Below are 23,973 nucleotides of genomic sequence, written 5' to 3'. Positions count from 1 at the left end.
GGGCAGATAAGCATATCTGGCGTCCCCGGTCATGTCCGGATTTCCAGACCGTGGGTCGGGGCGGGCCTTGGCAGGGTTCATCTTTTGATGTCCTATGTCCGTTCGAAAGGTGGAGCGGTGTGATGGAGTGGCGCGACCAAGGCATAGTGCTGGCCAGCCGTCCGCATGGCGAGGCGGCCGCGATTTTGGAGGTGTTCACGCCTTTGAAGGGGCGGCACGCGGGCGTGGTGCGGGGCGGGGCGTCGCGCAAGATGGCGCCGGTGTTGCAGCCGGGCGGACAGGTGGACGTGACGTGGAAAGCGCGGCTGGAGGATCACCTGGGTGCCTTCACCGTGGAGCCTGTGCGGTCGCGCGCGGCGGCGTCGCTGGGGGACCGCGTGGCGCTGGCGGGGTTGAACGCGGTGACGGCCTTGTTGATCTTTTGCCTGCCGGAGCGGGAGACGCATCGACGGCTCTATGGCCAGACCGAGGCGTTGTTGGACCTGCTGGGGCAGGGGGATGTGTGGCCGCTGGCCTATCTGAAGTGGGAGATGGCGCTGCTCGATGAGATGGGTTTCGGACTGGACCTGAGCGAATGCGCGGTCAAGGGGCGGGCGGCGAACGACCTGAGCTTCATCTCGCCGCGCACGGGTCGGGCGGTGTCGCGGGCGGGCGCGGGGGAGTGGGCGGACAAGCTGTTGCCGCTGCCTGCGCCGCTGCTTGGCGAGGGGAAGTGCAGCGACGGTGAGATATTGGAGGGGCTGGGGGTGACGGGGTATTTCCTGATGCACCACCTGGCGCCGGAGATGGGACACAAGCCGCTGCCCGAGGCGCGGGCGCGGCTGATCCGGCGGCTGGAGCAGGTGGCGGAGGAGTGAGGGTGCGTTTTTCGGACTGCGGTTGGTCTTATACCGCGCGGAATCAAGGCCGTAGGCCGCCGCGCGATCGGCCGCTGACCGAAAGGCGATTGCCTGCAATCGCCGAAAGGTGGGCCGCCCGGACGGGCTGGCGATTGGGTGCCGTGCGCTCATTGATCGAAAGTTTTGCGGATTTGGCGAGCATAAAGTGCTCTGAAAGACAGTCGCATCGCCATCCCGCGGTCTGGCGATCGCGCGGCTTGGAAAGCTGGGCTTAGGCCGCGTCTGCCCTGGTCATGTCCTGCAAAATCTCGGCGGCGATGCGGAAGGAATTGACCCGTGCGGTGTGGTCGTGGATCTGGCCGGTGAGGATGATCTCGTCGGGTTGGTAGCGGTCCTTGAGAACGCCAAGCTGGGCGCGCACCGTGGCGGGCGACCCTGTCGCAGAGACGCTCAGGGCGTGGTTCACGTTGTCGGTCATCTGTGGGCCGATGGCAGTCTCGATATCCTGAACCGGCGCGGGCAGCTTGCCGGGCTGGCCGGTGCGCAGGCGGGCGAAGGCCTGTTGCATGGAGGTGCGCAGGTACGCGCCCTCGGCGTCCGTCTCGGCGGCGAAGACGTTGGCGGCGAGCATGAAATAGGGCCGGTCGAGCTGGGCCGAGGGCTGGAACCGGGTGCGGTAGATTTCCAGCGCCTGGTCGAGCGCGTCGGGCGCGAAATGCGAGGCGAAGGCGTATGGCAGGCCCAGATGCGCGGCCAGCTGCGCGCCGTAGAGGCTGGAGCCGAGGATCCAGACCGGGACGTGGGTGCCCTGGCCGGGATGGGCCGAGACGGGGGCGGCGGGATCGGCATCGGCGAAGAAGCCCATGAGTTCGACCACGTCGTCGGGGAAACGGTCGGCTTCGAGACCGCGGCGCAGGGCGCGGGCCACGGCCATGTCGCCGCCCGGGGCGCGCCCGAGGCCAAGGTCGATGCGGCCGGGATGGATGGTGGCCAGCGTGCCGAACTGCTCGGCGATGGCGAGCGGCGCGTGGTTGGGCAGCATGACGCCGCCCGCGCCGACGCGCATGGTCGTCGTGGCCTCGGCGATGTGGCAGATCAGCACCGCAGTTGCGGCGCTAGCGATGCCGGGCATGTTGTGATGCTCGGCCAGCCAGTAGCGGTGATAGCCCATCCGCTCGGCCGCGATGGCCAGATCGCGGCTGTTGGCGATGGCGGTCGCGGTGTCGTGGCCTTCGGGCACGGGGGCGAGGTCGAGAACGGAATAGCGCATGGCGGGGCCTTTCATCAGTTCCCTGTCATTTGGGGGCTGAGGGCTGCGAGAACAACCGTGCGGCGGGCCGGTGGCATTGCGCGTGGTGCTGCGTGCGGCCTAGGATTGGCCGACAGGACGGAGGGCAGGGCGATGGCGGCATACGTGATCGGGCAGATGGAGATCCACAGCCGGGACTGGATGGAGGCGTATTTCGCCAAGATCCCCGAGGTGGTGGCGGCGCATGAGGGCCGGTTCCTGGTGCGGGGCGGTGCGCCCGAGAGGATGGAGGGTGAGGGTGTGCTGCCCGACGCGGCCTTCGTTCTGGAGTTTCCCGACCGGGACCATGCGCGGGCGTTCTGGCACTCTGACGCGTTCCAGGAGTTGGCAGTGTTGCGGCGGTCGGGGTCGGAGCTGAATGCGATCCTGGTCGATGGGTTGGTGTAACCCGCGCGGCCGGATGGCTGTCCTTCGGCGCTCATGGCGGTGGCGGATGCCTCCTGCGGGGATATTTGAAGCCAAAGGAAGAGGGGGATGGCCCGGGGGTCGGAACTGCGTGCGTCTTGCCGTTGCGGGCTGCAGACCCCGGCGCGCCTTACTCGGCGGCGCGGAAGATCATCTCGCGGCCCTCGGGCGTGCTGAGGATCAGGGTGGTTTCGGTGACCTCGGCAAGAGACATGGCACCGAGCGCGTCGAGAAAGGCGGTTTCCTGCACCTGCTGGGGGCAGGTGCGGCGGGTGGTGCCGATCTCGGCGGCCTCGAACCACGGGTAGGGTTGCAGTTGCGCGGCGAAGTAGCGGTTGCAAGGCGCCTCGCCGACGATCTTGCCTTCTTCGGGAAAGGTGATGGTGGCGGTCGCGTCGAAAGCGGTGCCGTCGAGTTCCCCGAGCTGCCAGGTCTTGTCCGCCGCGCCGTGGCCCGAGAGGGTTTCATCGCCGCTGCAATTCAGCAGCGACACGACGAGGGGCACCGTCAGTAGGCCGCGCATCACCGCAGGGCCAGCACCAGGTCGACCAGTGAGCCGATGGCGCTGATATGGTCGGCGGGGCTGGCATTGCCGAGCGACGTCATGCCGATGGCAGACGCGTAAAGGATGCGGGCCATCTCGGGGTTGTCGATGCCGACCTCGGACAGCAGGTTCTGCAACGCGGCGAGGCGGGCATCGTCCACGTCGTTGACCGCGGCGCGGGCAAGGTCGTCGGAATTGGCCCAGGCGCGCAGGGCGGGTTCGGTGGCGTCGGGCGCGGCGAAGACCTGCGTCAGGTTGCGCAGGCGGGCCACGTCGGTGGCGCCGTCGCTGGCCAGCTCGGGCAGGCGGGCGATGCAATCGTCGCGCCATCCCGCCAGAAGCGCGGCGTGAAACGCCGGCACGTCACGGAAGTGCCAGTAGAACGAGCCTTTGGAGACACCGAGCCGTACTGCAAGAGGCTCGGCCTTGAGCGCGCGCGGGCCGGTTTCGGACAGCGCTTCGAGCCCGGCGGAAAGCCAGTCATTTGAGTTCAGGCGTGATGCCGCGCGTGCCATACCTTGGGGATACGCCTGCGCCGTTGGCAATGCAAGAGGTTCGCCGCGACGCAGCATGGGTGCGCGAAAAGACGTGCGTTGCCGACCGTTACAAAAGTTTTACCGCAGCGTCACAGAAGCTTCGGAAACCCCGCGTAGGTGTGCGCCGGAACGACCGGGGGACATGAGCGTGCTTGAAATTACCAAGCTGACGAAGGTTTTTGGCCAGCACAAGGCCGTGGATGCCATCACGTTCAGCGTGGAAAAGCCTGCCATGATCGGCATCATCGGCCGGTCGGGCGCGGGCAAGTCGACCTTGCTGCGGATGCTGAACCGGCTGACCGACGCGAGCGACGGCAGCATCGTGTTCGAGGGGCGTGACGTGACCGCGCTGCGTGGGGCCGAGAAGCGCGCGTGGCAGTCGGACTGCGCGATGATCTTTCAGCAGTTCAACCTGGTGCCGCGCATGGACGTGGTGAGCAACGTGCTGCACGGCACGCTCAATCGCCGCTCGACCTTTGCCACGATGTTCAATCTGTATCCGCAGGCCGACATCTATCGCGCCATCGCCATCCTGGACCGGCTGGGCATCGCCGAGCACGCGCCGAAGCGGGCCGAGGCGCTGTCGGGCGGGCAGCAGCAGCGCGTGGCCATCGCGCGGGCGCTGATGCAGGAGCCCAAGATCGTGCTGGCCGACGAGCCGATTGCCAGCCTTGACCCGATGAACGCGCAGCTGGTCATGGACGACCTGCGCCGCATCCACGAGGAAGACGGCCGCACCGTGGTGGCCAACCTGCACACGCTGGATACGGCCCGCAAATACTGTGACCGGGTGATCGGGATGCGTGACGGGCGGATGGTGTTCGACGGCACGCCCGAACAGCTGACCACCGGCGTGGCGCGCGACATCTATGGCGCCGACGCAGGCTTTTCCGAGGCTGCGACCTCGACCGCGATCGAGACGCCGGAGCGCGAGATCGCCTGACCCTACGACCCTGAAATTCATCTGCGCACCGGTCACGGGGGCCGGTGGCAACAAACCCAGACGGAGGATTAAGATGAAGAAACTGATCGCTGCCCTTGCGGCCACCACCGCCATGACCGCGCCGGTCATGGCCCAGGACATCGAAGAATTCCGCATCGGTATCCTGGGGGGCGAGAACGCCCAGGACCGCCTGAGCTCGCACGAGTGCCTGAAGACCTACACCGAGGAAGCGCTGGGCGTCGAAACCAAGCTGTTTGCGCCTGCTGACTATGCCGGTGTGATCCAGGGCCTGGTTGGCGGCACGCTGGACATGGCGTGGCTGGGTGCGTCGGGCTATGCCGCGACCTATCTGCAAGATCCCGAGGCGGTCGAGCCGGTGCTGGTCAAGATCAACCTCGACGGCTCTTACGGGTATCATTCCATCGGGTTTGCCCGCAAGGACAGCGGCATCACCAGCCTTGAGGACATGGAAGGCAAGGTGTTCGGCTTTGGCGACCCGAACTCGACCAGCGGGTACCTGATCCCGTCGATCGAGATCCCGCAGGCCGGCGAAGAGATCACCATGGAATCCGGTGATTACTTTGGCGAGGTGAAGTTCACCGGCGGCCACGAGCAGACCATCGTTGCGGTCAACAACGGCGACATCGACGCCGGCGTGACCTGGGCCGACGGCCAGGGCAACTGGGAAGACGGATACAACTCGGGCGCGCTGCGCAAGGCCGTGGATGCGGGCCTTGTCGACATGAACGACCTGGTGGAAATCTGGAAATCCAACCCGATCCCGGAAGGCCCGATCGTGCTGCGCAAGTCGCTGCCCGCGGACGTGAAAGAGACGATGGTGGCGCTGGTCGACGGCATGTACGAGAAAGACCCCGATTGCACCTACTCGATCTCGGCCGGCGAAAGCCTGGGCTTCGATCCGATCACGCATGACGCGTATCTGTCGATCATCGAGGCGCGCAAGTCCGCGTCGCAATAAATGACTGTAGACACAGGTGGCGGGCCCCATGACCGGGCCCGCCATTTGCATATTTCCCGAGAGGCTTCATGGCAGATGTGACCCAATCCGGCGGCGCGCCCCGGCTGAGCGACATGCAGGCGACCTACATGGCGCAGGTGTCGAAGCGGCGGCTTTATTCGGGGATCACGCTGCTGGTCTTCATCCTGCTGATGGTGTCGGGGTTCCGGCTGGCCGAGGAGCGCAATGGCGGGTCCTTCATTGGTGGGCTGGACAATTTCTTTGACTATCCCGGCGAGGTGGTGGCCGAAGCCGTGGAGAAGGCGGGCGAGTTGCCCGCGCATTTCGTGACATTCTTTCCCGCGCTGCTGGAGACGGTGAACATCGCTGCGGTCAGCACCCTAGTTGGTGCATTGGCGGCAGTCGTGCTGTCGCTGTTGTCGACGCGGGGGCTGGCGCGGTTTCCCCGGCTGGTACCGGTGTTCCGGCGGATCATGGACATCACCCGCGCGGTGCCCGAGATCGTGATCGCCCTGATCCTGATTTTCGTGCTGGGTGGCGGGCCGGTGCCGGCGATGATCGCGATTGCGTTCCATACGGCGGGCGCGCTGGGCAAGCTGTTTTCCGAGGTGAACGAGAACGCGTCGCTGAAGCCTTTGGAGGGACTGGAATCGGTGGGCGCCACGTGGAGCCAGCGGATGATGCTGGGCGTGGTGCCGCAGGTGGCGCCGAACTGGCTGAGCTATGCGCTGATGCGGTTCGAGATCAATATCCGGGCCTCGGCGATCCTGGGCTTTGTCGGCGCGGGGGGCCTTGGTTACGAGCTGAAGAACGCGATCAGTTGGGGGCAGGGGCGCTATGACGAGGCGGCGGCGATGTTCCTGATGCTGTTCGCCACGATCATCCTTTTCGACCAGCTGTCGAGCCATTTCCGGGACCGGCTGGTGCATGGACGCAAGGTGGAGATGCACCGATGAGCGCGACGTCGACGAACACCAAGATGACCGATACGGATGCGCTGATGGCGCAGACCGAGCGGCTGTTTCAGCGCAAGCGGATGGTGGCGTTCGGCGTGCCGGCGCTGATTTTGGCGTATCTGGTTTACGTATTTTTCGCCTTCGATGTTCCCGGGTTGATGCAGAGGGCCAGTGCCGAGAACGCGCGGGCTCTGGTGGCGGACACCTACAGCTACAAAGTGCATGTGACGCGGGACAATCGCGACGGGGCCGTCGAGGTGGCCATCGAGGGCGAGCGGAAAGGCGAATATCCCGAAGGCGAGGGTCCTGAGTGGGTAGAACTGGGCCGTGACACGGTGATCGATCTTGGCGGCGGTCACGTGGTGATCTTTGGACCCGAGACGATCAGCTATGATGTGCCGGGCTATGGCGTGATCCGGGCGACGCCGAGCCGCAGCCAGGGCGTGATGCAGGAGTTTCCCGAGGGGGATCTGCCGGAGTGGATCAACGCATCGAAGAACCGGCTGGCGATCACGACCGAGGCGGGCCGCCTGTCGGTCACGCGGAACCGGGCGGAGGTGTTTCGGTACTTCACCGGTTGGGAGCTGTTTTTCTTCACGCTGGACAGTCCCTATCACGGGATGAGCGTGGGGCAGGTTCTGGGCCGCGCTTTCAACGGCGAGGCGGGCGAGATCTGGGACGATTTCTGGCACAACGAGATGTGGCGGCACTCGGATGTGATGTGGGCCATATTCGAGACAATCCTGATGGCGTTCCTTGGCACCATGGGCGCGGCGATCGTGGCGCTGCCTATCGCATTCATGGCGGCGAAGAACTTTGCCCCGCTGAAGACGGTGCGGTTCGGGTTCCGGCGGCTGTTCGACTTCCTGCGCGGGGTCGATGCGCTGATCTGGACGATCATTCTGACGCGGGCGTTCGGGCTGGGGCCATTGACGGGCGCGCTGGCGATATTGCTGACCGACACGGGATCTTTCGGGAAGCTGTTTTCCGAAGCGCTGGAGAACGTGGACGAGAAGCAGATCGAGGGCGTGCAGTCGACGGGGGCGAAGCCGGTGCAGCGCTATCGCTTCGGCGTGCTGCCGCAGGTGACGCCGGTGCTGCTGAGCCAGGTGCTGTATTACCTTGAAAGCAACACGCGGTCGGCCACCATCATCGGCGCGATCACCGGCGGCGGAATCGGGCTGTTGCTGACGCAGGCGATCATCACCCAGAAGGATTGGGAAGAGGTGACCTATTACATCGTCCTGATCGTGCTGATGGTGATCTTCATGGACTGGGTGTCGGGGATGCTGCGGCGGCGGCTGATCCAGTCGGACGATGCGGGGCATTAGGGCGGAATGCCGAAGCTGAGGGCGGATGCGCCGCTGATCCATCCCGAGTGCGAGATTTCCGAGAGTTCCTTTGGGGCCTATTGCGAGGTCGGGCGGGGGAGCCGCGTGGCGCAGTCGGTGTTCGGGGATTATTCCTATTGCGACCGGATGTGCGATATCGCCAATGCGCAGGTGGGGAAGTTCTCCAACATCGCCAGTTTCGTGCGGGTGGGGGCGACGGATCATCCGCTGGACCGGGCGAGCCTGCATCATTTCATGTACCGGTCAGCGAGTTACTGGGACGATGCGGAGGATGATGCGGAGTGGTTCGGCAAGCGCCGCGCGCGGCGGGCGGTGATCGGGCATGACACGTGGCTGGGGCACAATGCGCAGGTGAAGCCGGAGGTGAGCGTGGGGCACGGAGCCGTCGTGGCCTCGGGCGCGGTGGTGACGCGGGACGTGGCGCCTTACACCATTGTGGCGGGCGTGCCGGCGGTGCCGGTGCGCGCACGGTTGGCGCCCGAGGTGGCGGAGCGGGTGATGGCGCTGGGCTGGTGGGATTGGGACCATGCGCGGCTGCGGACGGCGCTGGAGGATTTCCGGGGTCTGTCGGCGGAGGCGTTTTTGGAGAAGTACGACGGGTGAGCCAGGGTGGGATTGTGCGCGTTGCGTGCGTGCGCGTGGGTTTTCACCCACCCTACGCGAAAGTCGCGCGTGGGGTCTTCCCGACCCAAAAGGACGGCCCGTAGGCCGCCCGGTTTGGTCATCAAAAATGCTTGGGTTGTTCGGGGACAAGTGAACGCCGCCTTTATGGGCGAGTCGTGCAACAGGGATGTGTCGGTTGGGTGAAGGCTGGGTGACGCTTACTCGGCCGCCATCGCCAGTTCGGCGCCGGCGCCGAAGAACCGTGTGGCGGCCTCGCCCGCGAGATGCGTGATGCGGCCGGCGCAGATCGTGGCCTCGATCTGGCGGGTGGCTTCGTTCACCACGATGAGGTCGGCGCGGCGGCCATAGTCTATCACGCCCCGGTCGGGCAGGCGCATGATGCGCGCGGGGGCGCTGCTGATCAGCGCCCAGGCAGAGGGCAGCGTGCGCAAGCCCTTGTCCACGAGCGCAAAGGCGGCGCGGGCCAGCGACGGGTAGTGGTAGTCGGAGACCAGCGCGTCGCAATGGCCGGCCTCGATCAGGTCCTCGGCGGCGGCGTTGCCGGCCTGCGAGCCGCCGCGCACCACGTTGGGGGCGCCCATAAGGACCGGGTCTCCTACCGCCGTCGCCAGTCGCGCGGCGGCGCGCGTTACCGGGAATTCGCAGATCTTGGCGCCGATCATCGAGTAGGTCTCGCGCGTTTCGGCGTCGGGGTCGTCATGGCTGCCGTAAAGGACGCCGCGGCGATCGAAGCCTTCGGCGAGGCGGCAGAGGAAGCGGGGCACGAAGGTGGCGTTCTTCTTGGCGGCGCGCAGGGTGGCGAGGTGCTCTTGCGGCGAGCGGTGCGCCTCTTCCGCCCAGCGGGCCAGGGTGCCGGGCCGGGTTTGCGCGGTGTCGAGCGCGTCGTCGAGATGGTTGTTGAAGACGACGTAGTCGATGTCATGCGCGTCGATGAGCGCCAGCAGGCGGTCGGCGCTGTCGGTAAGATGCGTCTCGCAGCGGATCTGGAGGCGCAGGTCGGTCAGCATCCGGGGGCGGTAGGTGGCCAGCGCCGTGGCCAGCGCCTCGGCCTGGTCGGGGGCGCGGTGGCCGCCTTCCCAGGACCAGCTTTGGGCCAGCCAGGCGGTGGTGATGCCGTTCGAGGCGGCGTCGCGGTCGGTGGCGGCCAGACCGTCCACCAGCGGGAAGGGGGCCGAGGGGCGGGGGGCGATGTGGCGTTCGAACGCGTCGCCGTGCAGGTCGACGATGCCGGGCAGAATGAGATAGCCCGTGAGGTCGACCCGCGGCAGGGGGCCCTTGCCGATCATGCCGTCCTGCACCACCACCGAGCGGCGTTGCATTTCGCCGTCGCGCAGGACCTGGGCGCCCGTCAGGCGCATGTCGCAGGGTTTCGGGATCATCGGACTGCTCTCGATCGTTTCTCGCTAAAGTAGCGTGGATTTGTATCGTGGGAGTGACAAAGGGTTAATTATCCATGTCTTTTTCTGGTTCATTTTCGGGCAGGGCGTCGCCGAGGGTCAGCGTGACCTGGTCGCCGGAGAACCAGGTGCGGCCGTATTCCAGCGGCTGACCCTCCGGGTCGACGTTGAGCGAGACGGTGCGCAGGACCGGCGCGCCTTCGCGGATCTGCAGGTGGCCGGCCTGGGTGGGGCTGGCCAGACGGGCGGCCACCCGGGTCCAGGCGCGGGTGTAGTCGGGGATGCCGATGGCGCGCAGGCTGTCGGTGATGGATTGGTGCCGGCGCAGGGCGTCGGGCAGGCCGGGCAGGCGGGTTGCGGGAAAGACCGAGCGGAAGAGGGCCAGCGGCTGGTCGTCGGCCAGCGACAGGCCGTCATAGGAATGCACCAGGTCGCCGGGGGCGAGGGCCAGCGCCTCGGCCTCGGAGGCGTCGGCGGCGCGGGTTTCGATCAGGTGGGCGCGGCGCGACGGCAGACGCCCGGCGGCGCGCAGGTTGGTCTGGAAGCGGACGCGCTCGCCCAAGGGGTAATCGGTGGGTTTCTGAGCGACGTACACGCCCGCGCCGCGGCGAGGGAAGACGGTGCCCGCCTCGGCCATGTCCGCCAGCGCGCGGCGGACGGTGTGGCGGTTGACGCCGAAGCGGCGGGCGAGTTCCGCCTCGGTCGGCAGCTTGTCGCCGGGGGTGTAGCGACCGGCGGCGATGTCGTCGGTGAGCGTGCCCAGGATGGATTTCCAGACAGGCGTGCGTGTGGCGGTGTTGGTCGGCATGTCATGAAACCTTCACGGACAAGGTACTTGGCAACTCGGATGCTATGCGTTATAGATTTGTCTAGTTGTATAGTAAGTTAGACAACTTCGCAAGGTGTCTAGATGGCGGAAATGACCGAACCCTCCGAAAGACAGGCGTGGATGAGCACGCTGGCCAAGGCCCCCGCCGCCGACCTGGCGCGGCTGTGGGACGGGCTGGGGCTGGCCCCCGAGCACGAGATGCTGCGCGCGCCGGAGGTGGGCGCGGTGATGGTGCGCGGTCGGACCGGGGCCACGGGCGCGCCGTTCAACCTGGGCGAAATGACGGTGACGCGCTGTTCGCTGCGGCTGGGCTGTGGGGCCGTCGGGCATGGATACGTGCAGGGGCGCGACAAGGCCCATGCCACGACCGCCGCGCTGGTCGATGCGTTGATGCAGACCGATAAGGCCGACCGGGTGCGCGAGGGAGTCGTGACGCCGTTGACCGAGGCGCTGGCGGCGGCGCAGGCGACGCGGCGGGCCAAGGCGGCGGCGACCAGGGTGGAGTTCTTCACCATGCAGCGGGGAGAGGATTGATGCACACGGAAGCCCTGACAGGCGGGTTCGGCGATGCGCCGGTGGATGCGGCACGGGCCTTTCGCGGGGCGATGAACGCGATGGCGCGGCCCGGGCGAATCGAGGACTTGGCCGGGGCGGAGCCGCCTGCGCCGCTGTCGGTGGCGGCGGGGGTGCTGGTGCTGACGCTGTGCGATGCGGAGACGCCTGTGTACCTGGCGGGCGATCACGATGCGCCCGCCGTGCGGGAGTGGATCACGTTTCACACCGGCGCGCCGTTTGCCGGGCCGGAAGCGGCGATGTTCGCGCTTGGGTCTTGGGAGGCGCTGGGGCCGCTGGAGGCCTATCCGGTGGGCACGCCCGAATATCCGGACAGGTCGACGACTCTGATCGTCGAGGTGCCGGAACTGGTGGCCGACGGCGCGGTGCTGCGCGGGCCGGGGATCAAAGAGACGGCGCGATTGCGCCTGCCGGAGGTGGCGGCGTTTCAGCAAAATGCAAAGGCGTTTCCGCTGGGGCTGGATTTCTTTTTCACCTGCGGCAGGCAGGTCGCGGCGCTGCCGCGGACCACGAAAGTGGAGGGCTGAGCCATGTATGTTGCGGTGAAGGGCGGCGAGCGGGCCATTGAAAACGCCCATGCGTGGCTGGCCGAGGAACGGCGGGGCGACACGTCCGTGGCGGAGCTGTCGGTGGCGCAGATCCGTGAGCAGTTGAGCCTTGCCGTCAATCGCGTGATGGCGGAAGGCTCGCTATATGATCCCGACCTCGCGGCGCTGGCGATCAAGCAGGCGCGGGGGGACCTAATCGAGGCGATTTTCCTCATTCGCGCCTATCGCACGACGCTGCCACGGTTCGGCGCGTCCGCGCCGGTGGAGACGGGCGAGATGGTGTGCGACCGCAGGATCTCGGCCACGTTCAAGGATGCGCCGGGGGGGCAGGTTCTGGGGCCCACGTTCGATTACACGCACCGTCTGCTGGATTTCAAACTGGCCGCCGAGGGCGCGGTGCCGGAGGCGCCGGAGGGCGAGGCCAAGGACGGGCCGGTGCCGCATATCACCGGGTTTCTGAACCGCGAGGGGCTGATCCAGACCGAGGACGAGAGTGACGCCACGCCGCCCGACCTGACGCGCGAGCCGATGGAGTTGCCCGCCAGCCGGGCGCTGCGGCTGCAATCGTTGACGCGGGGCGATGAGGGGTTCGTGCTGGGCATGGCCTATTCGACCCAGCGGGGATATGCGCGCAACCACGCCTTTGTCGGAGAGTTGCGCATCGGCACGGTGGAGGTCGAGATGGACATCCCCGAACTGGGGTTCGCCATCGGGATCGGCGAAATCACCCTGACCGAATGCGAGACGGTGAACCAGTTCAAGGGATCCAAGACCGAGCCGCCGCAATTCACGCGGGGCTATGGGCTGGTGTTCGGGCAGACCGAGCGCAAGGCGATTTCCATGGCGCTGGTGGACCGGGCGCTGCGCTGGAAGGAGTTGGGCGAGGACGACGTGGGCGCGCCGGCGCAGGACGAGGAATTCGTGCTGATGCATTCCGACAACATTCAGGCGACAGGGTTTCTGGAGCATATCAAACTGCCGCATTACGTGGATTTCCAGAGCGAGCTGGAGCTGGTGCGGAAGTTGCGGCGCGAGGCAGAAGGCCAGGCGGCGCGCGAGGCGGCGGAATGAGATCCGGCCTGTCGCATATCACCTTTATCTGTACCGACCTGGACCGGATGCAGCGGGTCCTGGAGGAGGTGTTGGAGGCGCGCTGTGTCTATGCCAGCGGGGCCGAGCAATTCTCGCTGTCCGAGGAGCGGTTTTTCATGGTGGGCGACGTGTGGGTGGCAATCATGAAAGGCGCGCCGCTGGCGGAGCGGACGTACAACCACGTGGCGTTCAAGGTGGACGAGGCCGATATCGAGGCGCGCGTGGCGCGGATCGAGGCGCTGGGGCTGGAGATGCGGCCCGCACGGCCACGGGTCGAAGGCGAGGGGCGGTCGGTGTATTTTCATTCACCGGATGGGCATTTGCTGGAGCTGCATACCGGCACGCTGGAGCAGCGGCTGGCGCGGTATGCGCGTGGCCGCGAGGGCGTGGCATGAATATCGTCTTCGATATCGGCAACGTGCTGATCGCGTGGGATCCGCGCGCGGCGTTCCGGCACGGGTTCGCCAGCGACGCCGAGATCGACGCGTTTCTGGCGGAGGTGGAGTTCTACGCCTGGAACCTGGAGCAGGATCGCGGGCGCAGCCGGGCCGACGCGATTGCGGCGGCGCGGGAGGATCATGCGGCGTTGCTGGACGGGTATTTCGAGCGGTTTCACCTGACCATCCAGGACAAGATCTGTGAGACGTGGTCATTGATGGAGCGGTTGCGGGCGAAGGGCCACGGCATTTACGGGCTGACGAATTTCGCCGCAGACACTTGGCCCGTGGCCCTGAGGGTGCACCCGCAGTTGGGCGAGGCGTTCGAGGACGTGGTCGTGTCCGGGCATGAAGGCACGGTCAAGCCGGAGCGCGAGATCTATGACCTTCTGTGCCGGCGCAACGCGCTGAGCCCGAGCGACTGCCTGTTCATCGACGACAGCGCCGCGAATGCGGACGGTGCGCGCAAGGCGGGCTGGCAGGCGCATCATTTCACCACTCCCGACGCGCTGCGCCGGGACCTGACAGAGCGGGGGCTGCTGTGAACGAGTACAATTTCGCCTATCTGGACGAGCAGACCAAGCGGATGATCCGGCGGGCGATCCTGAAGGGGCTGGCCATTCCGGGCTACCAGGTGCCGTTCGCCAGCCGCGAAATGCCGATGCCCTATGGCTGGGGCACGGGCGGGGTGCAGGTGAGTGCGGCCACTTTGGTGCCCGAGGACCGGATGAAGGTGATCGACCAGGGGGCGGATGACACCACGAACGCGGTGTCGATACGCAAGTTTTTCGAGCGGACGGCGGGCGTGGAGACGACCGAGGAAACCGGCCGCGCGACGCTGATCCAGACGCGGCATAGGATTCCCCAGGCGGCGCTGACCGAGGACCAGATCCTGGTCTACCAGGTGCCGATCCCCGAGCCGTTGCGGTTCCTGGAGCCGCGCGAAACGGAGACGCGGAAGATGCATGCCCTGGAAGAATACGGGCTGATGCACGTGAAGCTCTATGAGGATATCAGCCAGCACGGGGCGATCGCCACCGCCTATGCCTATCCGGTGAAGGTGGAGGGGCGGTACGTGATGGACCCGTCGCCGATTCCGAAATTCGACAATCCGAAGATGGAGATGGCGGCGATCCAGCTGTTCGGCGCAGGCCGCGAGCAGCGGATCTATGCGCTGCCGCCGTGGTGCGAGGTGGTGAGCCTCGATTTCGAGGACCATCCGTTCGAGCCGAGCAAGGCGGAGCATGACTGTGACCTGTGCGGGGCCGGGGAGAGTTACCTCGACGAGGTGATCGTGGACGATGCGGGCGGGCGGATGTTTGTCTGTTCGGACACGGATTACTGTCGGGGGCGCCGGGCCGCGGGGCATGTGGGGGCGCAGGGCGTGCCTTTCGAGGAGGGTGCGGCGTGAGACACGGGGCGCGCAAAATTTTTTGGAAAAATTTTGGAGCGGATTTTTCGAAAAATCCGCGTGCGGGAGGGCTGACGTGATGACTCCGCTTTTGCAGGTGCGCGATGTGGCGAAGTTCTATGGTCCCCGGGTTGGATGCCGGGACGTGTCCTTCGACCTTTATCCGGGAGAAGTGATGGGAATCGTCGGGGAAAGCGGATCGGGTAAATCCACGCTACTGGGCTGCCTCGCCGGTCATCTGGCGCCGGATGCCGGCGAGGTGATTTTCGACACTGCCGTGGACGGCCCGCGCGACACGCTGATGATGTCCGAGCCCGAGCGGCGGATGCTGGGGCGGACCGACTGGGCCTTTGTGCATCAGCACGCCCGCGACGGGCTGCGCATGGGCGTGAGTGCGGGCGGCAATGTGGGCGAGCGGCTGATGGCCGTGGGTGCGCGGCATTACGGTGAGATCCGCAGTAGTGCGATCGACTGGCTGGGCCGGGTGGAGATCGCCGAGGACCGGGTGGATGACCGGCCCACGGCCTTTTCCGGCGGGATGCAGCAGCGGTTGCAGATCGCGCGGAACCTGGTGACCGGGCCGCGGCTGGTGTTCATGGACGAGCCGACGGGCGGTCTTGATGTGAGCGTGCAGGCGCGGTTGCTGGATTTGCTGCGCGGGCTGGTGCGGGAGATGGGGCTGAGTGCGATCATCGTGACGCATGACCTGGCGGTGGTGCGTCTTCTGGCGGATCGGCTGATGGTGATGAAGGACGGGCATGTGGTCGAGACGGGGTTGACCGACCAGGTGCTGGACGATCCGCAGCATGGGTATACGCAGCTGCTCGTCTCGAGCGTTTTGCAGGTGTGAGGCGGCGGGATTTGAGTATTTCGGGAACAGTGAAAGCCGGGGCGATGATCGAGATCGAGGACGTGTCGAAGAATTTCGTGCTGCACAACCAGGGTGGCGCGGTCATCCCGGTGATGGCGGGGGCGTCGCTGTCGGTGGGGCGCGGTGAGTGCGTGGCGCTGACGGGGGCCTCGGGCGCGGGCAAGTCGACGCTGATGCGGATGATCTATGGCAATTACCTGGCCGCCTCGGGCCGGATCGTGGTGGGGGGCGTGGATGTCGCGCGCGCCGAGCCGCGCGAGATATTGGCCCTAAGGCGCGAGACGCTGGGCTATGTGAGCCAGTTCCTGCGGGTGGTGCCGCGCGTGCCGACGCGGGAGGTGGTGGCCGAGCCGCTGTTGGCGGTGGGCGTAGAGAGGGGTATCGCCATGGCGCGGGCCGAGGAGTTGCTTGGACGGCTGAACATCCCCGAAGGGTTGTGGGGGTTGAGCCCGACCACCTTTTCGGGGGGCGAGCAGCAGAGAGTGAACATTGCGCGGGGCTTTGCGCATGGCTATCCGGCGATGCTGCTGGACGAGCCGACGGCGAGCCTGGATGCGGCCAATCGCGAGACGGTGCTGCGCCTGATCGAGGAGGCCAAGATGCGTGGCGCGGCCATCGTGGGAATCTTTCATGACGAGGCGGCGCGGGCCCGGGTGTGCGACCGGGAGATCGACGTGTCGGTCTTTACCCCGAAGGCGGCGTGATGCGCGCGCCGGTCCATAGCGGGCGGCTGATCGGCGTCGTGGGCCCGTCGGGCGTGGGCAAGGACAGCGTGATGCAGGCGCTGGCGGCGCGGCACGAGGGCGTGCGGCTGGTGCGGCGGGTGATCACGCGGGAGGCAGATTCGGGCGGCGAGGATTTCGAGGCGGTCAGTGAGGAGGTGTTCGCGGCGCGGGCGCGGGCCGGGGCGTTCGTCTTGCACTGGCGGGCGCACGGGTTGCGCTATGGCGTGCCGATGTCGGTGCACGAGGATCTGGCGGCGGGGCATCTGTGCCTGGTGAACCTGTCGCGGACGGTGTTGCGCGAGGCGCAAGCGATGTTTCCGGGCTTTGCCGTGGTGCATCTGACCGCGCCGGTGGAGGTTCTGGCAGAGCGGCTGGCGATGCGCGGGCGCGAAAGTGCCGAGGTGATCGCGGCGCGGCTGGAGCGGGCGGGGTTTGCCTTGCCCGGTGGATTGAGCCATGTGATCCGGGTCGAGAACACCGGGACGGTGAATGAGGCCGCGCAGGCAGTCTGGGCGCAGCTTCAGCCCGAAAGGGTGGCGCGATGAACGAGGTGGAACCGGCCCGCCGCATCCTCGCCGCAGAGGCTGAGCGTGTCGAGGACGAAGGGGTGTGGAAGCAGGGGCGTGAGCACGGGGTCGAGGGCCGCGCGAAGCTGGGTTGCCTGGGCCTTGGGCAATTTGCCCGAGAGGGTGTAGTGGCAGCGGAACTGGTCCATCACGTAAGGATAGCCCCATTGCAGCAGGAGCGCGTCCTGTTCAGGTGTGAGACCGGACGCGCGGCGGCGGGCGAGGTCGGCGTCTGTCGGTCGCGCGCGAAACGGGTCGAGCGTGCGGACGATGTCGGCAGCAAGGCGGTTGAGCGGCTTGGTGTCGCCGGTGGGCACGAGAGCCAGAAAGCGGCCGAGCTGCGCCAGTTCCAGACCGTCGAGCGTGACCGGCGCGGTGCGGGTGCAGTGCTTGGCAAAGGCGGTCAGGAGGTCCGTTTCCGTCTTGCCCTCCGCCAGACGGAAGGGGGGCTTGATCGTGGCGTGAAAGCCGTACTTGCGGGGTGTGCCGGTGATGTCGTCCCACGGGGCCGGAAGGCCCTCGATGTCTGGCGGGGTGGTCGGTCGGCCGGTTTCCAAGTCCCAGCCGAGCCAGTCGGCGCCGAACCGGCCCAGGGCGCCCTGCGGGGTGTGGTAGACAGCGTAACGTCGGAAGGCCATGTGCGCGGGTCTGTCCCTGTTTCAACTTCAAGACAAGTGATGGTTCCATGACAGAGACGTTTTGCCTTGCCAATGCGCAAGTAATCCTGCGCGACCGGGTGATGACCGGGGCCGTGGCCGTGGAGGAGGGCGTGATCGCCGGGATCGAGGAGGGCGACGCGGTGCCCGTCGGTGCGGTGGACTGTGGCGGCGGTTTCGTGGCACCGGGGCTGATCGAGTTGCACACCGACAACCTGGAGCGGCACATCCAGCCGCGGCCCAAGGTGGACTGGCCGCATAACGCGGCGATCCTGGCGCATGACGCGGAACTGGCCAGTACCGGGATCACCACGGTGTTCGATGCCATGCGTGTGGGCTCGATCCCCACGGGGCGCGGGCGGTACCTGGCCTATGCGCGGGGGCTGGCGAGCGAGCTGTGGGCGCTGCGCGAGGAAGACGCGCTCAAGATCAGCCATTTCCTGCATCTGCGGGCCGAGGTGTGTTCGGAAACGCTGGAAGAGGAGATGGCGGAGTTCGGACCCGAGGATCGGGTGGGCATCGTCAGCCTGATGGACCACACGCCGGGGCAGCGGCAGTTCCGGGATATCACCAAGCTGGCCGATTACATGAAGGGCAAGCACGCCCTGTCGGATGCGGAATTCGAAGAGCATGTGGCGCAATTGAAGGCGCTGCGCGATGCCAATGGCGAGCGGCACGAGGCGGCGGCGGTGCGCGAGGCGGCGCGCTATGGCGCGGTGCTGGCGAGCCATGATGATACGACCGAAGCACAGGTGGAGACCTCGAAAGGCTACGGCGTGGCGATGGCGGAGTTTCCGACCACGGTGGAAGCGGCGGAGGCGAGCTACGCGAGGGATATCGCGGTGATCATGGGCGCGCCGAACCTCATTCGCGGGGGGTCGCATTCGGGCAACGTGGCGGCGGGCGAGCTGGCCCGCGCGGGGCTTCTCGATATCCTGTCGTCGGATTACGTGCCCTCGGCGCTGCTTCTGGCGGCGGTGAAGCTGGGGCAGGACTGGGGCTGCATGGCGCGGGGGGTGTCGACGGTCACGGCGGCGCCGGCGCGCGCCGTGGGATTGCGGGACCGGGGCGAGATCGCGGTGGGCAAGCGGGCGGACCTGATCCGGTTCGACCTGCGCGGCGGCGTGCCTGCCTTGCGGGCGGTCTGGAGCCGGGGAAACCGGGTGGCGTGATCCGGGTTGTTGGCCGCGCGCAGGTGTTGTCCACCAAAGGTGGGTTTTGTTAACCAAAGGTGGGTTTCACCCACCCTACGGGCGCGGGCAATGCGCATGGGGCGGCAGCGAAGGCGTCGGGTCGATGTCCACCGGGTATCTGTTCGATCCCACCCCGGTCCATGCCCTGCCTGTCGAGGGGGAAGAAGCGGTCTGTCCGATCCGACGGGTGTTTTTCGTGGGACGGAACCATGCCGCCCAGGTCTATTGTATGGGTGGCGCGACCATCCCCTTGCCGCCCGAGACCAAGCAGTTGCCACTGTGAGATGATGTTCGCGGTGGCCCTGCGACATGGGCCAGAATTGCGGGACCGCTGCGATCCCGGGGCCTCTGACGCGGGCCGATGGCCTTGGCGGGATCGGCGACCTGGCCGGATCATGGCGGGGCTTTTGTGGTTCTGCCATTTGTCGCCGTGGGACTTGAATGTGCCCGGCACGCCTGCGGATGCGGAGCCGGGGAGGCCGGGCAGCCGTCTGCATGACGGGGTCGAGGGATTGCAGCCTGTGCAGGTAAGTTTCGCGGGCTGACGCGGCTGGCGAGATCCGGCGGTGGTGGATTTTCTTCGTAAGAAGAAAATGGGGGTGGAGGCGGACGTGTGACCCGGACAAGTGCGCGTGGCTTTTTACCCACCCTACATCGGTGATGCGTGGCGGGGTGAAACCCCGCCCTACGAATAGCCGAGAAGCCTTCTTGCAATGACCTGTGCCAGATTCTCGCGTGCCGGCGAGGCAGATCGTCCACTGGACGGTCTGCGACATCGTCAGCCGAGGAGCCTTCTTGCGATGACCTGTGCCTGAATCTCGCCGGCACCCTCGAAGATGTTGAGGATGCGGGCGTCGCAGAGCACGCGGCTGACCGGGTATTCCAGTGCAAAGCCGTTGCCGCCGTGGATTTGCAGTGCGTTGTCGGCGGCGGCCCAGGCGACGCGGGCCCCCAGCAGCTTGGCCATGCCGGCCTCGACGTCGCAGCGGCGGCCCTCGTCCTTTTCGAACGCGGAGTAATAGGTCAGCTGGCGGGCGATCATGATTTCCACGGCCATCATCGCCAGCTTGTTGGCGACGCGGGGAAACTCGATCAGCTCCTTGCCGAACTGCTTGCGGTCCTGGGCGTATTGCATCCCGAGGTCGAGCGCGTTCTGCGCCACGCCGATGGCGCGCGCGGCGGTCTGGATGCGGGCGCTCTCGAAGGTCTCCATAAGTTGCTTGAAGCCCTTGCCCTCTTCGCCGCCCAGAAGGTTCTCGCCCTTCACCTTGAAGTCGTCGAAATTGACCGTGTATTCCTTCATGCCGCGATAGCCCAGCACCTCGATCTCGCCGCCGGAAATGCCGGGGTCCTGAAACGGCTCTTCATCCGTGCCGGGGGTCTTTTCGGCGAGGAACATCGACAGGCCCTTGTAGTCGTCGGTGCCCGGCACGCTGCGGGCCAGCACCGTCATCACGTGGGTGCGCGCGGCGTGGGTGATCCAGGTCTTGTTGCCGTTGAGGATCCAGTCGCCGTTGTCGTCCTGCTTGGCGCGGGTTTTCAGCGACCCGAGGTCGGAGCCGGTGTTGGGTTCGGTGAAGACGGCGGTGGGCAGGATCTCGCCCGAGGCGAGGCCCGGGAGCCACTTTTCCTTTTGCGCGTCGGTGCCACCGGCGATGATGAGTTCGGCGGCGATTTCCGAGCGGGTGCCCAGCGAGCCGACGCCGATATAGCCGCGGCTGAGTTCCTCGGAGACGACGCACATCGACGCTTTCGACAGGCCGAGGCCGCCGAATTCCTCGGGGATGGTCAGGCCGAAGACGCCCATTTCCGACAGTTCCTCGATGATTTCCATCGGGATCAGTTCGTCCTTGAGGTGCCATTCATGCGCCTCGGGCAGGATCTTGTCTACGGCGTAGCGGCGGAACTGTTCGCGGATCATCTCGAGCTCTTCGTCGAGGCCGGTCACGCCCACGGTGATCTCGGCGACGCGTTCCTGCATCAATTCCACCAGCCTCAGGCGCGCGGCCTGGGTGTTGCCGGATTGGGTGAGCGTCTGGACCTCGGGCGTCATCAGGACGCGCATGTCGTCCTGGGAAAGGCCGATGTCCTGAAGGCGCAGGATCTCGCCCTGGTTCATCGGGATGCCGCCGTAAATTTGCCAGAGATACTCGCCGAAGGCGATCTGATGAATGAGCTGCTCGACCTCGCCGAACTTGCCCTCGTCCTTGAGGCGGGTGGCCCAGCCCTGCATCTGGCGCAGGGATTCGACATAGGTGGCGAGCCAGGCGAGGCCGTGGCTGGCCGTCTGGTGCTGTTCCACGGCGCGGGAGGAGACGCGGCCCTCGACGGTGACGAGGTCGCGCAGGGCGTCCCTGGCCTTGTCGAGGATCTGTTCGGCCGGGGCGACGGCCTTGCCGGTCAGATCCAGCAGGTCCTTCAGGAGGGTCTGGGTCGAAAGGTCAACGTCCTGTCCGTCATGCGCCATGGGAAAGCTCCTTCGGTTTTCGCCGCACCGGCATAGCCATTTCGCAGGTGCAGCGCAACTATTATGCTCACGCGGCGTGCGATTTGGTCGAATATTGCGCTGTCGTGTCGCGGGTCGCGGTGGGACCGTGTGGATTTAAGACTGTCGTGACGGTCATTTAGGCCGTGCGTGCCCTAGGAAAAGTGCTAGGACAGGCGCATGGACGCTTTGCTTGGCCCGGACTGGTTGCTGCTGATGGTGTTCGCCTGGGCGGTCGCGATCCTGGGCGGCCTGGTCAAGGGCGTGGTGGGATTCGCCATGCCGATGGTGGTGATCTCGGGGCTGAGCACGGTGATGCCGCCCGACGTGGCGCTGGCGGGGCTGATCCTGCCCACGTTGGTGTCGAACGTCTGGCAGGCGCTGCGGCAGGGCGTGCGGGCGGCGTTGGGCTCGCTGGCGAAGTACCGGGTGTTCCTGTTGTCGGGCATGGCGGTCCTGCTGGTCTCGGCGCAGGTCGTGCGGGTGATCCCCGAGGCGGTGATGCTGTTGCTGATCGGGGTGCCGGTGATGATCTATGCGGGCTTCGCGCTGGCCGGGCGGCCCTTGCGCCTGCCGCCCCATCCGGGCCGGCGGGTGGAGGCGGGGATCGGTGCCGTGGCGGGCTTTTTCGGCGGTATCTCTGGCGTCTGGGGGCCGCCGACGGTGGCGATGCTGACCGCGCTGGACACCGAGAAGACCGAGCAGATGCGGGTGCAGGGGGTGATCTACGGCATGGGGGCGGTGCTGCTGACCGGAGCGCATACGGCCTCGGGCGTGCTGAATCGCGCGACTCTGCCGTTGTCTCTGTCGCTGATCCTGCCGGCGCTGTTTGGGCTGTGGATCGGGTTCATGCTGCAGGACCGGATCGACCAGCGGCTGTTCCGGCGGCTGACGCTGGCGGTGCTGGTCATCGCGGGCCTGAACCTGGTGCGGCGCGGGATCATGAGCTTTTGAGGCGAATGAGCGGCTGCGCCGCACAGGATATCTCGTCGCCGCCCTTCGGGCGCTTCCTCGGGCGCGGGAGCCCCGGCGTGACGAGCGGACCCGGCGTTGCACATCCTGGCGGGCGGGGGCCTCCGGCGGGGATATTTGCGGCCAGAGGAAGCTGGGTGTCACGCTCTTCTTCCTCTGGCCGAAAATATCCCGGGGGGAGCGTCGAAACCCCGGTTTCGACGTGGGGGGCTGGCCCCCCCTTGCGGTGCCCTCTTTCAAGCGCGGGACATATCCGGTAAAGCGCCCGGGACGAGAGTGACCCCTGATGGATGAGAGACGATGAAATTCACCCTGTCCTGGCTGAAAGACCATCTTGAAACCACCGCCAGCGTGGCGGAGATCGCCGAGGCGTTGACCGATCTTGGCCTCGAGGTGGAGGAGATTTCCAATCCGGGCGAGCGGCTGGCGGATTTTACCATCGGCAAGGTGGTGAGCGCCGAGAAGCATCCCGATGCCGACCGGTTGCGCGTGTGCCAGGTGGAGACCGACGAGGGTGTGAAACAGATCATCTGTGGCGCGCCGAACGCGCGGGAGGGGATCACCGTGGTGGTGGCCAAGCCCGGTGTCTATGTGCCCGGGATCGACACCACGATCGGCGTGGGCAAGATCCGCGGGATCGAGAGTTTCGGCATGATGGCGTCGGAGCGCGAGATGGAACTGTCGGACGAGCATGACGGGATCATCGAACTGCCGTCGGGCGAAGTGGGCGAACGGTTCGTCGACTGGCTGGCCGAGAACGATCCGGCCAAGGTGGACCCCGTCATCGAGATCGCGATCACGCCGAACCGGCCCGACGCGCTGGGCGTGCGGGGGATCGCGCTGGATCTGGCGGCGCGGGGGCTGGGGACCATGAAGGAGGCGCCGCGCGCGCATGTGGAGGGGCAGTTTCCGTGCCCGATCACTGTCAGCATCGACGAGGATACCAGGACGGACGGTTGTTTCGTCTTTGCCGGGCGGCTGATCCGTGGCGTGACCAACGGGCCGAGCCCGCAGTGGTTGCAGGACCGGCTGCGGGCCATCGGGCTGCGGCCGATTTCGACGCTTGTGGATATCACCAACTTCTTCACTTATGACCGCAACCGGCCGCTGCACGTCTTCGATGCCGACAAGGTCGCGGGGAACCTGCGGGTGCATCGCGCCGCGGGGGGCGAGACGTTCACCGGGCTGGATGAGAAGGAATACACCTTTTCCAAGGGCCAGGTGGTGATTTCCGACGACAAGGGCATCGAGAGCATCGGCGGCATCATGGGCGGGCTGGAGACGGGCTGTACGCCCGAGACCACCAATGTGTTCCTGGAAGCCGCCGTGTGGGACCATATCCAGATCGCGCATACGGGCCGGGCGCTGAAGATCAATTCCGACGCGCGGTATCGCAACGAGCGGGGCATCGACCCGGCGTTCAACATGCAAGCGCATGACCTGGCGACGCAGATGATCCTGGATCTGTGCGGGGGCGAGGCGTCGAACCTGGTGGTGGCGGGCGAGGTGCCTGATGTGGCGCGGTCGTACCGCCTGGATGCCGCAAGGGTGCAGTCGCTGGTGGGCATGGAGATCCCGGAATCCGAGCAGCGCCAGACGCTGACGCGGCTGGGTTTTCGCATGGAGGGCAACACCGCCCACGTGCCGAGCTGGCGGCCCGATATCATGGGCGAGGCCGACTTGGTGGAGGAAGTGGCTCGGGTGGCGTCGCTGACCAAGTTGGAAGGCCGC

At 66.5% G+C, this 23,973-nt stretch carries 27 protein-coding genes; 20 read left to right on the top strand and 7 right to left on the bottom strand.

What is annotated here, in order from left to right; all coding sequences use genetic code 11:
• Positions 1-122: 122 nt before the first annotated feature.
• Positions 123-857 carry a DNA repair protein RecO gene (gene recO, locus XM53_RS13865; protein WP_057794309.1) on the top strand — a complete coding sequence of 245 codons (735 nt, stop codon included), beginning with the start codon at positions 123-125 and terminating at the stop codon, positions 855-857.
• A 253-nt stretch (positions 858-1,110) separates the two neighbouring features.
• Here recO and XM53_RS13860 read toward each other — a convergent pair whose 3' ends face one another.
• The gene (locus XM53_RS13860) at positions 1,111-2,109 is read right to left on the bottom strand and encodes an LLM class flavin-dependent oxidoreductase (RefSeq protein WP_057794555.1); all 999 of its coding nucleotides are present in this window, start codon (positions 2,107-2,109) and stop codon (positions 1,111-1,113) included.
• A 132-nt stretch (positions 2,110-2,241) separates the two neighbouring features.
• Here XM53_RS13860 and XM53_RS13855 point away from each other — a divergent pair, with 132 nt between their 5' ends.
• On the top strand, positions 2,242-2,535 hold the full coding sequence (locus XM53_RS13855; RefSeq protein ID WP_057794307.1) for a DUF1330 domain-containing protein: 294 nt from the start codon (positions 2,242-2,244) through the stop codon (positions 2,533-2,535).
• A gap of 148 nt (positions 2,536-2,683) precedes the next feature.
• Here the strand turns inward: XM53_RS13855 and XM53_RS13850 are convergent, their stop codons facing one another.
• Together XM53_RS13850 and XM53_RS13845 are read right to left on the bottom strand one after the other, a co-directional pair.
• Positions 2,684-3,076 (bottom strand): META domain-containing protein, encoded by a 393-nt coding sequence (locus XM53_RS13850; RefSeq protein WP_057794304.1) that lies wholly within the window; start codon positions 3,074-3,076, stop codon positions 2,684-2,686.
• Entirely contained in the window at positions 3,076-3,612 is a 537-nt protein-coding gene (locus XM53_RS13845) for a TetR/AcrR family transcriptional regulator (protein ID WP_236544499.1), read from the bottom strand. The genes XM53_RS13850 and XM53_RS13845 overlap by 1 nt, the downstream gene beginning before the upstream one ends.
• Positions 3,613-3,781: 169 nt before the next feature.
• On the opposite strand from XM53_RS13845, the gene phnC reads away from it, so the two are divergent.
• From phnC to XM53_RS13820, 5 genes are all read left to right on the top strand, one after another.
• On the top strand, positions 3,782-4,576 hold the full coding sequence (gene phnC / locus XM53_RS13840; RefSeq protein ID WP_057794553.1) for a phosphonate ABC transporter ATP-binding protein: 795 nt from the start codon (positions 3,782-3,784) through the stop codon (positions 4,574-4,576).
• Between the two features lie 73 nt (positions 4,577-4,649).
• Positions 4,650-5,555, top strand: coding sequence for a phosphonate ABC transporter substrate-binding protein (gene phnD, locus XM53_RS13835; protein WP_057794300.1), 906 nt, complete (start codon positions 4,650-4,652; stop codon positions 5,553-5,555).
• Positions 5,556-5,623: 68 nt separating this feature from the next.
• The gene (gene phnE, locus XM53_RS13830; RefSeq protein ID WP_057794298.1) at positions 5,624-6,511 is read left to right on the top strand and encodes a phosphonate ABC transporter, permease protein PhnE; all 888 of its coding nucleotides are present in this window, start codon (positions 5,624-5,626) and stop codon (positions 6,509-6,511) included.
• Complete coding sequence (phnE, locus tag XM53_RS13825) at positions 6,508-7,842, top strand: phosphonate ABC transporter, permease protein PhnE (protein ID WP_082631017.1); 1,335 nt, start codon at positions 6,508-6,510, stop codon at positions 7,840-7,842. Before phnE (XM53_RS13830) ends, phnE (XM53_RS13825) begins: the two co-directional genes overlap by 4 nt.
• 6 nt (positions 7,843-7,848) lie before the next feature.
• Positions 7,849-8,466: an LbetaH domain-containing protein gene (locus tag XM53_RS13820; RefSeq protein ID WP_057794297.1), complete on the top strand. Its 618-nt coding sequence runs from the start codon at positions 7,849-7,851 to the stop codon at positions 8,464-8,466.
• 218 nt (positions 8,467-8,684) lie between these two features.
• Here the strand turns inward: XM53_RS13820 and XM53_RS13815 are convergent, their stop codons facing one another.
• Together XM53_RS13815 and phnF are read right to left on the bottom strand one after the other, a co-directional pair.
• On the bottom strand, positions 8,685-9,866 hold the full coding sequence (locus XM53_RS13815; RefSeq protein WP_057794295.1) for an alpha-D-ribose 1-methylphosphonate 5-triphosphate diphosphatase: 1,182 nt from the start codon (positions 9,864-9,866) through the stop codon (positions 8,685-8,687).
• 64 nt (positions 9,867-9,930) lie between these two features.
• Entirely contained in the window at positions 9,931-10,692 is a 762-nt protein-coding gene (phnF, locus tag XM53_RS13810) for a phosphonate metabolism transcriptional regulator PhnF (protein WP_057794293.1), read from the bottom strand.
• A gap of 111 nt (positions 10,693-10,803) precedes the next feature.
• Between phnF and phnG the strand changes: the two genes are divergently transcribed.
• The 9 genes from phnG to phnN all read left to right on the top strand — a co-directional run bounded on the left by phnG (position 10,804) and on the right by phnN (position 16,915).
• Positions 10,804-11,247 carry a phosphonate C-P lyase system protein PhnG gene (gene phnG / locus XM53_RS13805; protein ID WP_057794550.1) on the top strand — a complete coding sequence of 148 codons (444 nt, stop codon included), beginning with the start codon at positions 10,804-10,806 and terminating at the stop codon, positions 11,245-11,247.
• The gene (phnH, locus tag XM53_RS13800) at positions 11,247-11,813 is read left to right on the top strand and encodes a phosphonate C-P lyase system protein PhnH (protein WP_057794291.1); all 567 of its coding nucleotides are present in this window, start codon (positions 11,247-11,249) and stop codon (positions 11,811-11,813) included. The genes phnG and phnH overlap by 1 nt, the downstream gene beginning before the upstream one ends.
• A gap of 3 nt (positions 11,814-11,816) precedes the next feature.
• Positions 11,817-12,905, top strand: coding sequence for a carbon-phosphorus lyase complex subunit PhnI (locus XM53_RS13795; protein ID WP_057794289.1), 1,089 nt, complete (start codon positions 11,817-11,819; stop codon positions 12,903-12,905).
• Positions 12,902-13,321 carry a FosX/FosE/FosI family fosfomycin resistance hydrolase gene (gene fosX / locus XM53_RS13790; RefSeq protein ID WP_057794288.1) on the top strand — a complete coding sequence of 140 codons (420 nt, stop codon included), beginning with the start codon at positions 12,902-12,904 and terminating at the stop codon, positions 13,319-13,321. Before XM53_RS13795 ends, fosX begins: the two co-directional genes overlap by 4 nt.
• On the top strand, positions 13,318-13,908 hold the full coding sequence (locus XM53_RS13785; protein WP_057794286.1) for an HAD family hydrolase: 591 nt from the start codon (positions 13,318-13,320) through the stop codon (positions 13,906-13,908). The genes fosX and XM53_RS13785 overlap by 4 nt, the downstream gene beginning before the upstream one ends.
• Positions 13,905-14,774, top strand: a complete 870-nt coding sequence (locus XM53_RS13780; protein WP_057794284.1) for an alpha-D-ribose 1-methylphosphonate 5-phosphate C-P-lyase PhnJ — start codon at positions 13,905-13,907, stop codon at positions 14,772-14,774. Before XM53_RS13785 ends, XM53_RS13780 begins: the two co-directional genes overlap by 4 nt.
• Positions 14,775-14,853: 79 nt before the next feature.
• Positions 14,854-15,624: a phosphonate C-P lyase system protein PhnK gene (phnK, locus tag XM53_RS13775; protein ID WP_057794282.1), complete on the top strand. Its 771-nt coding sequence runs from the start codon at positions 14,854-14,856 to the stop codon at positions 15,622-15,624.
• 44 nt (positions 15,625-15,668) lie between these two features.
• Positions 15,669-16,349: a phosphonate C-P lyase system protein PhnL gene (gene phnL / locus XM53_RS13770; RefSeq protein ID WP_057794280.1), complete on the top strand. Its 681-nt coding sequence runs from the start codon at positions 15,669-15,671 to the stop codon at positions 16,347-16,349.
• Positions 16,349-16,915: a phosphonate metabolism protein/1,5-bisphosphokinase (PRPP-forming) PhnN gene (phnN, locus tag XM53_RS13765; RefSeq protein ID WP_057794278.1), complete on the top strand. Its 567-nt coding sequence runs from the start codon at positions 16,349-16,351 to the stop codon at positions 16,913-16,915. The genes phnL and phnN overlap by 1 nt, the downstream gene beginning before the upstream one ends.
• Here the strand turns inward: phnN and XM53_RS13760 are convergent.
• On the bottom strand, positions 16,891-17,574 hold the full coding sequence (locus XM53_RS13760; protein ID WP_057794276.1) for a DUF1045 domain-containing protein: 684 nt from the start codon (positions 17,572-17,574) through the stop codon (positions 16,891-16,893). The two genes, phnN and XM53_RS13760, sit on opposite strands and share 25 nt — an antisense overlap.
• A gap of 47 nt (positions 17,575-17,621) precedes the next feature.
• Here XM53_RS13760 and XM53_RS13755 point away from each other — a divergent pair, with 47 nt between their 5' ends.
• A complete protein-coding gene (locus XM53_RS13755; RefSeq protein WP_057794274.1) occupies positions 17,622-18,764 on the top strand; it encodes an alpha-D-ribose 1-methylphosphonate 5-triphosphate diphosphatase in 1,143 nt (380 codons plus the stop codon).
• Between the two features lie 124 nt (positions 18,765-18,888).
• Positions 18,889-19,068, top strand: a complete 180-nt coding sequence (locus XM53_RS13750; protein ID WP_057794272.1) for a hypothetical protein — start codon at positions 18,889-18,891, stop codon at positions 19,066-19,068.
• A 495-nt stretch (positions 19,069-19,563) separates the two neighbouring features.
• Here XM53_RS13750 and XM53_RS13745 read toward each other — a convergent pair whose 3' ends face one another.
• Entirely contained in the window at positions 19,564-21,252 is a 1,689-nt protein-coding gene (locus XM53_RS13745) for an acyl-CoA dehydrogenase family protein (RefSeq protein WP_057794270.1), read from the bottom strand.
• 198 nt (positions 21,253-21,450) lie between these two features.
• Here XM53_RS13745 and XM53_RS13740 point away from each other — a divergent pair, with 198 nt between their 5' ends.
• Positions 21,451-22,224: a sulfite exporter TauE/SafE family protein gene (locus tag XM53_RS13740; protein ID WP_057794268.1), complete on the top strand. Its 774-nt coding sequence runs from the start codon at positions 21,451-21,453 to the stop codon at positions 22,222-22,224.
• 318 nt (positions 22,225-22,542) lie between these two features.
• On the top strand, positions 22,543-23,973 hold a 1,431-nt coding region (gene pheT / locus XM53_RS13735), incomplete at its 3' end, for a phenylalanine--tRNA ligase subunit beta (RefSeq protein ID WP_082631014.1).

The sequence above is a fragment of the Roseovarius atlanticus genome, assembly GCF_001441615.1.
In the GTDB taxonomy this organism is placed as follows: Bacteria; Pseudomonadota; Alphaproteobacteria; order Rhodobacterales; family Rhodobacteraceae; genus Roseovarius; species Roseovarius atlanticus.
This window is presented reverse-complemented; position numbering and strand designations above follow the sequence as displayed.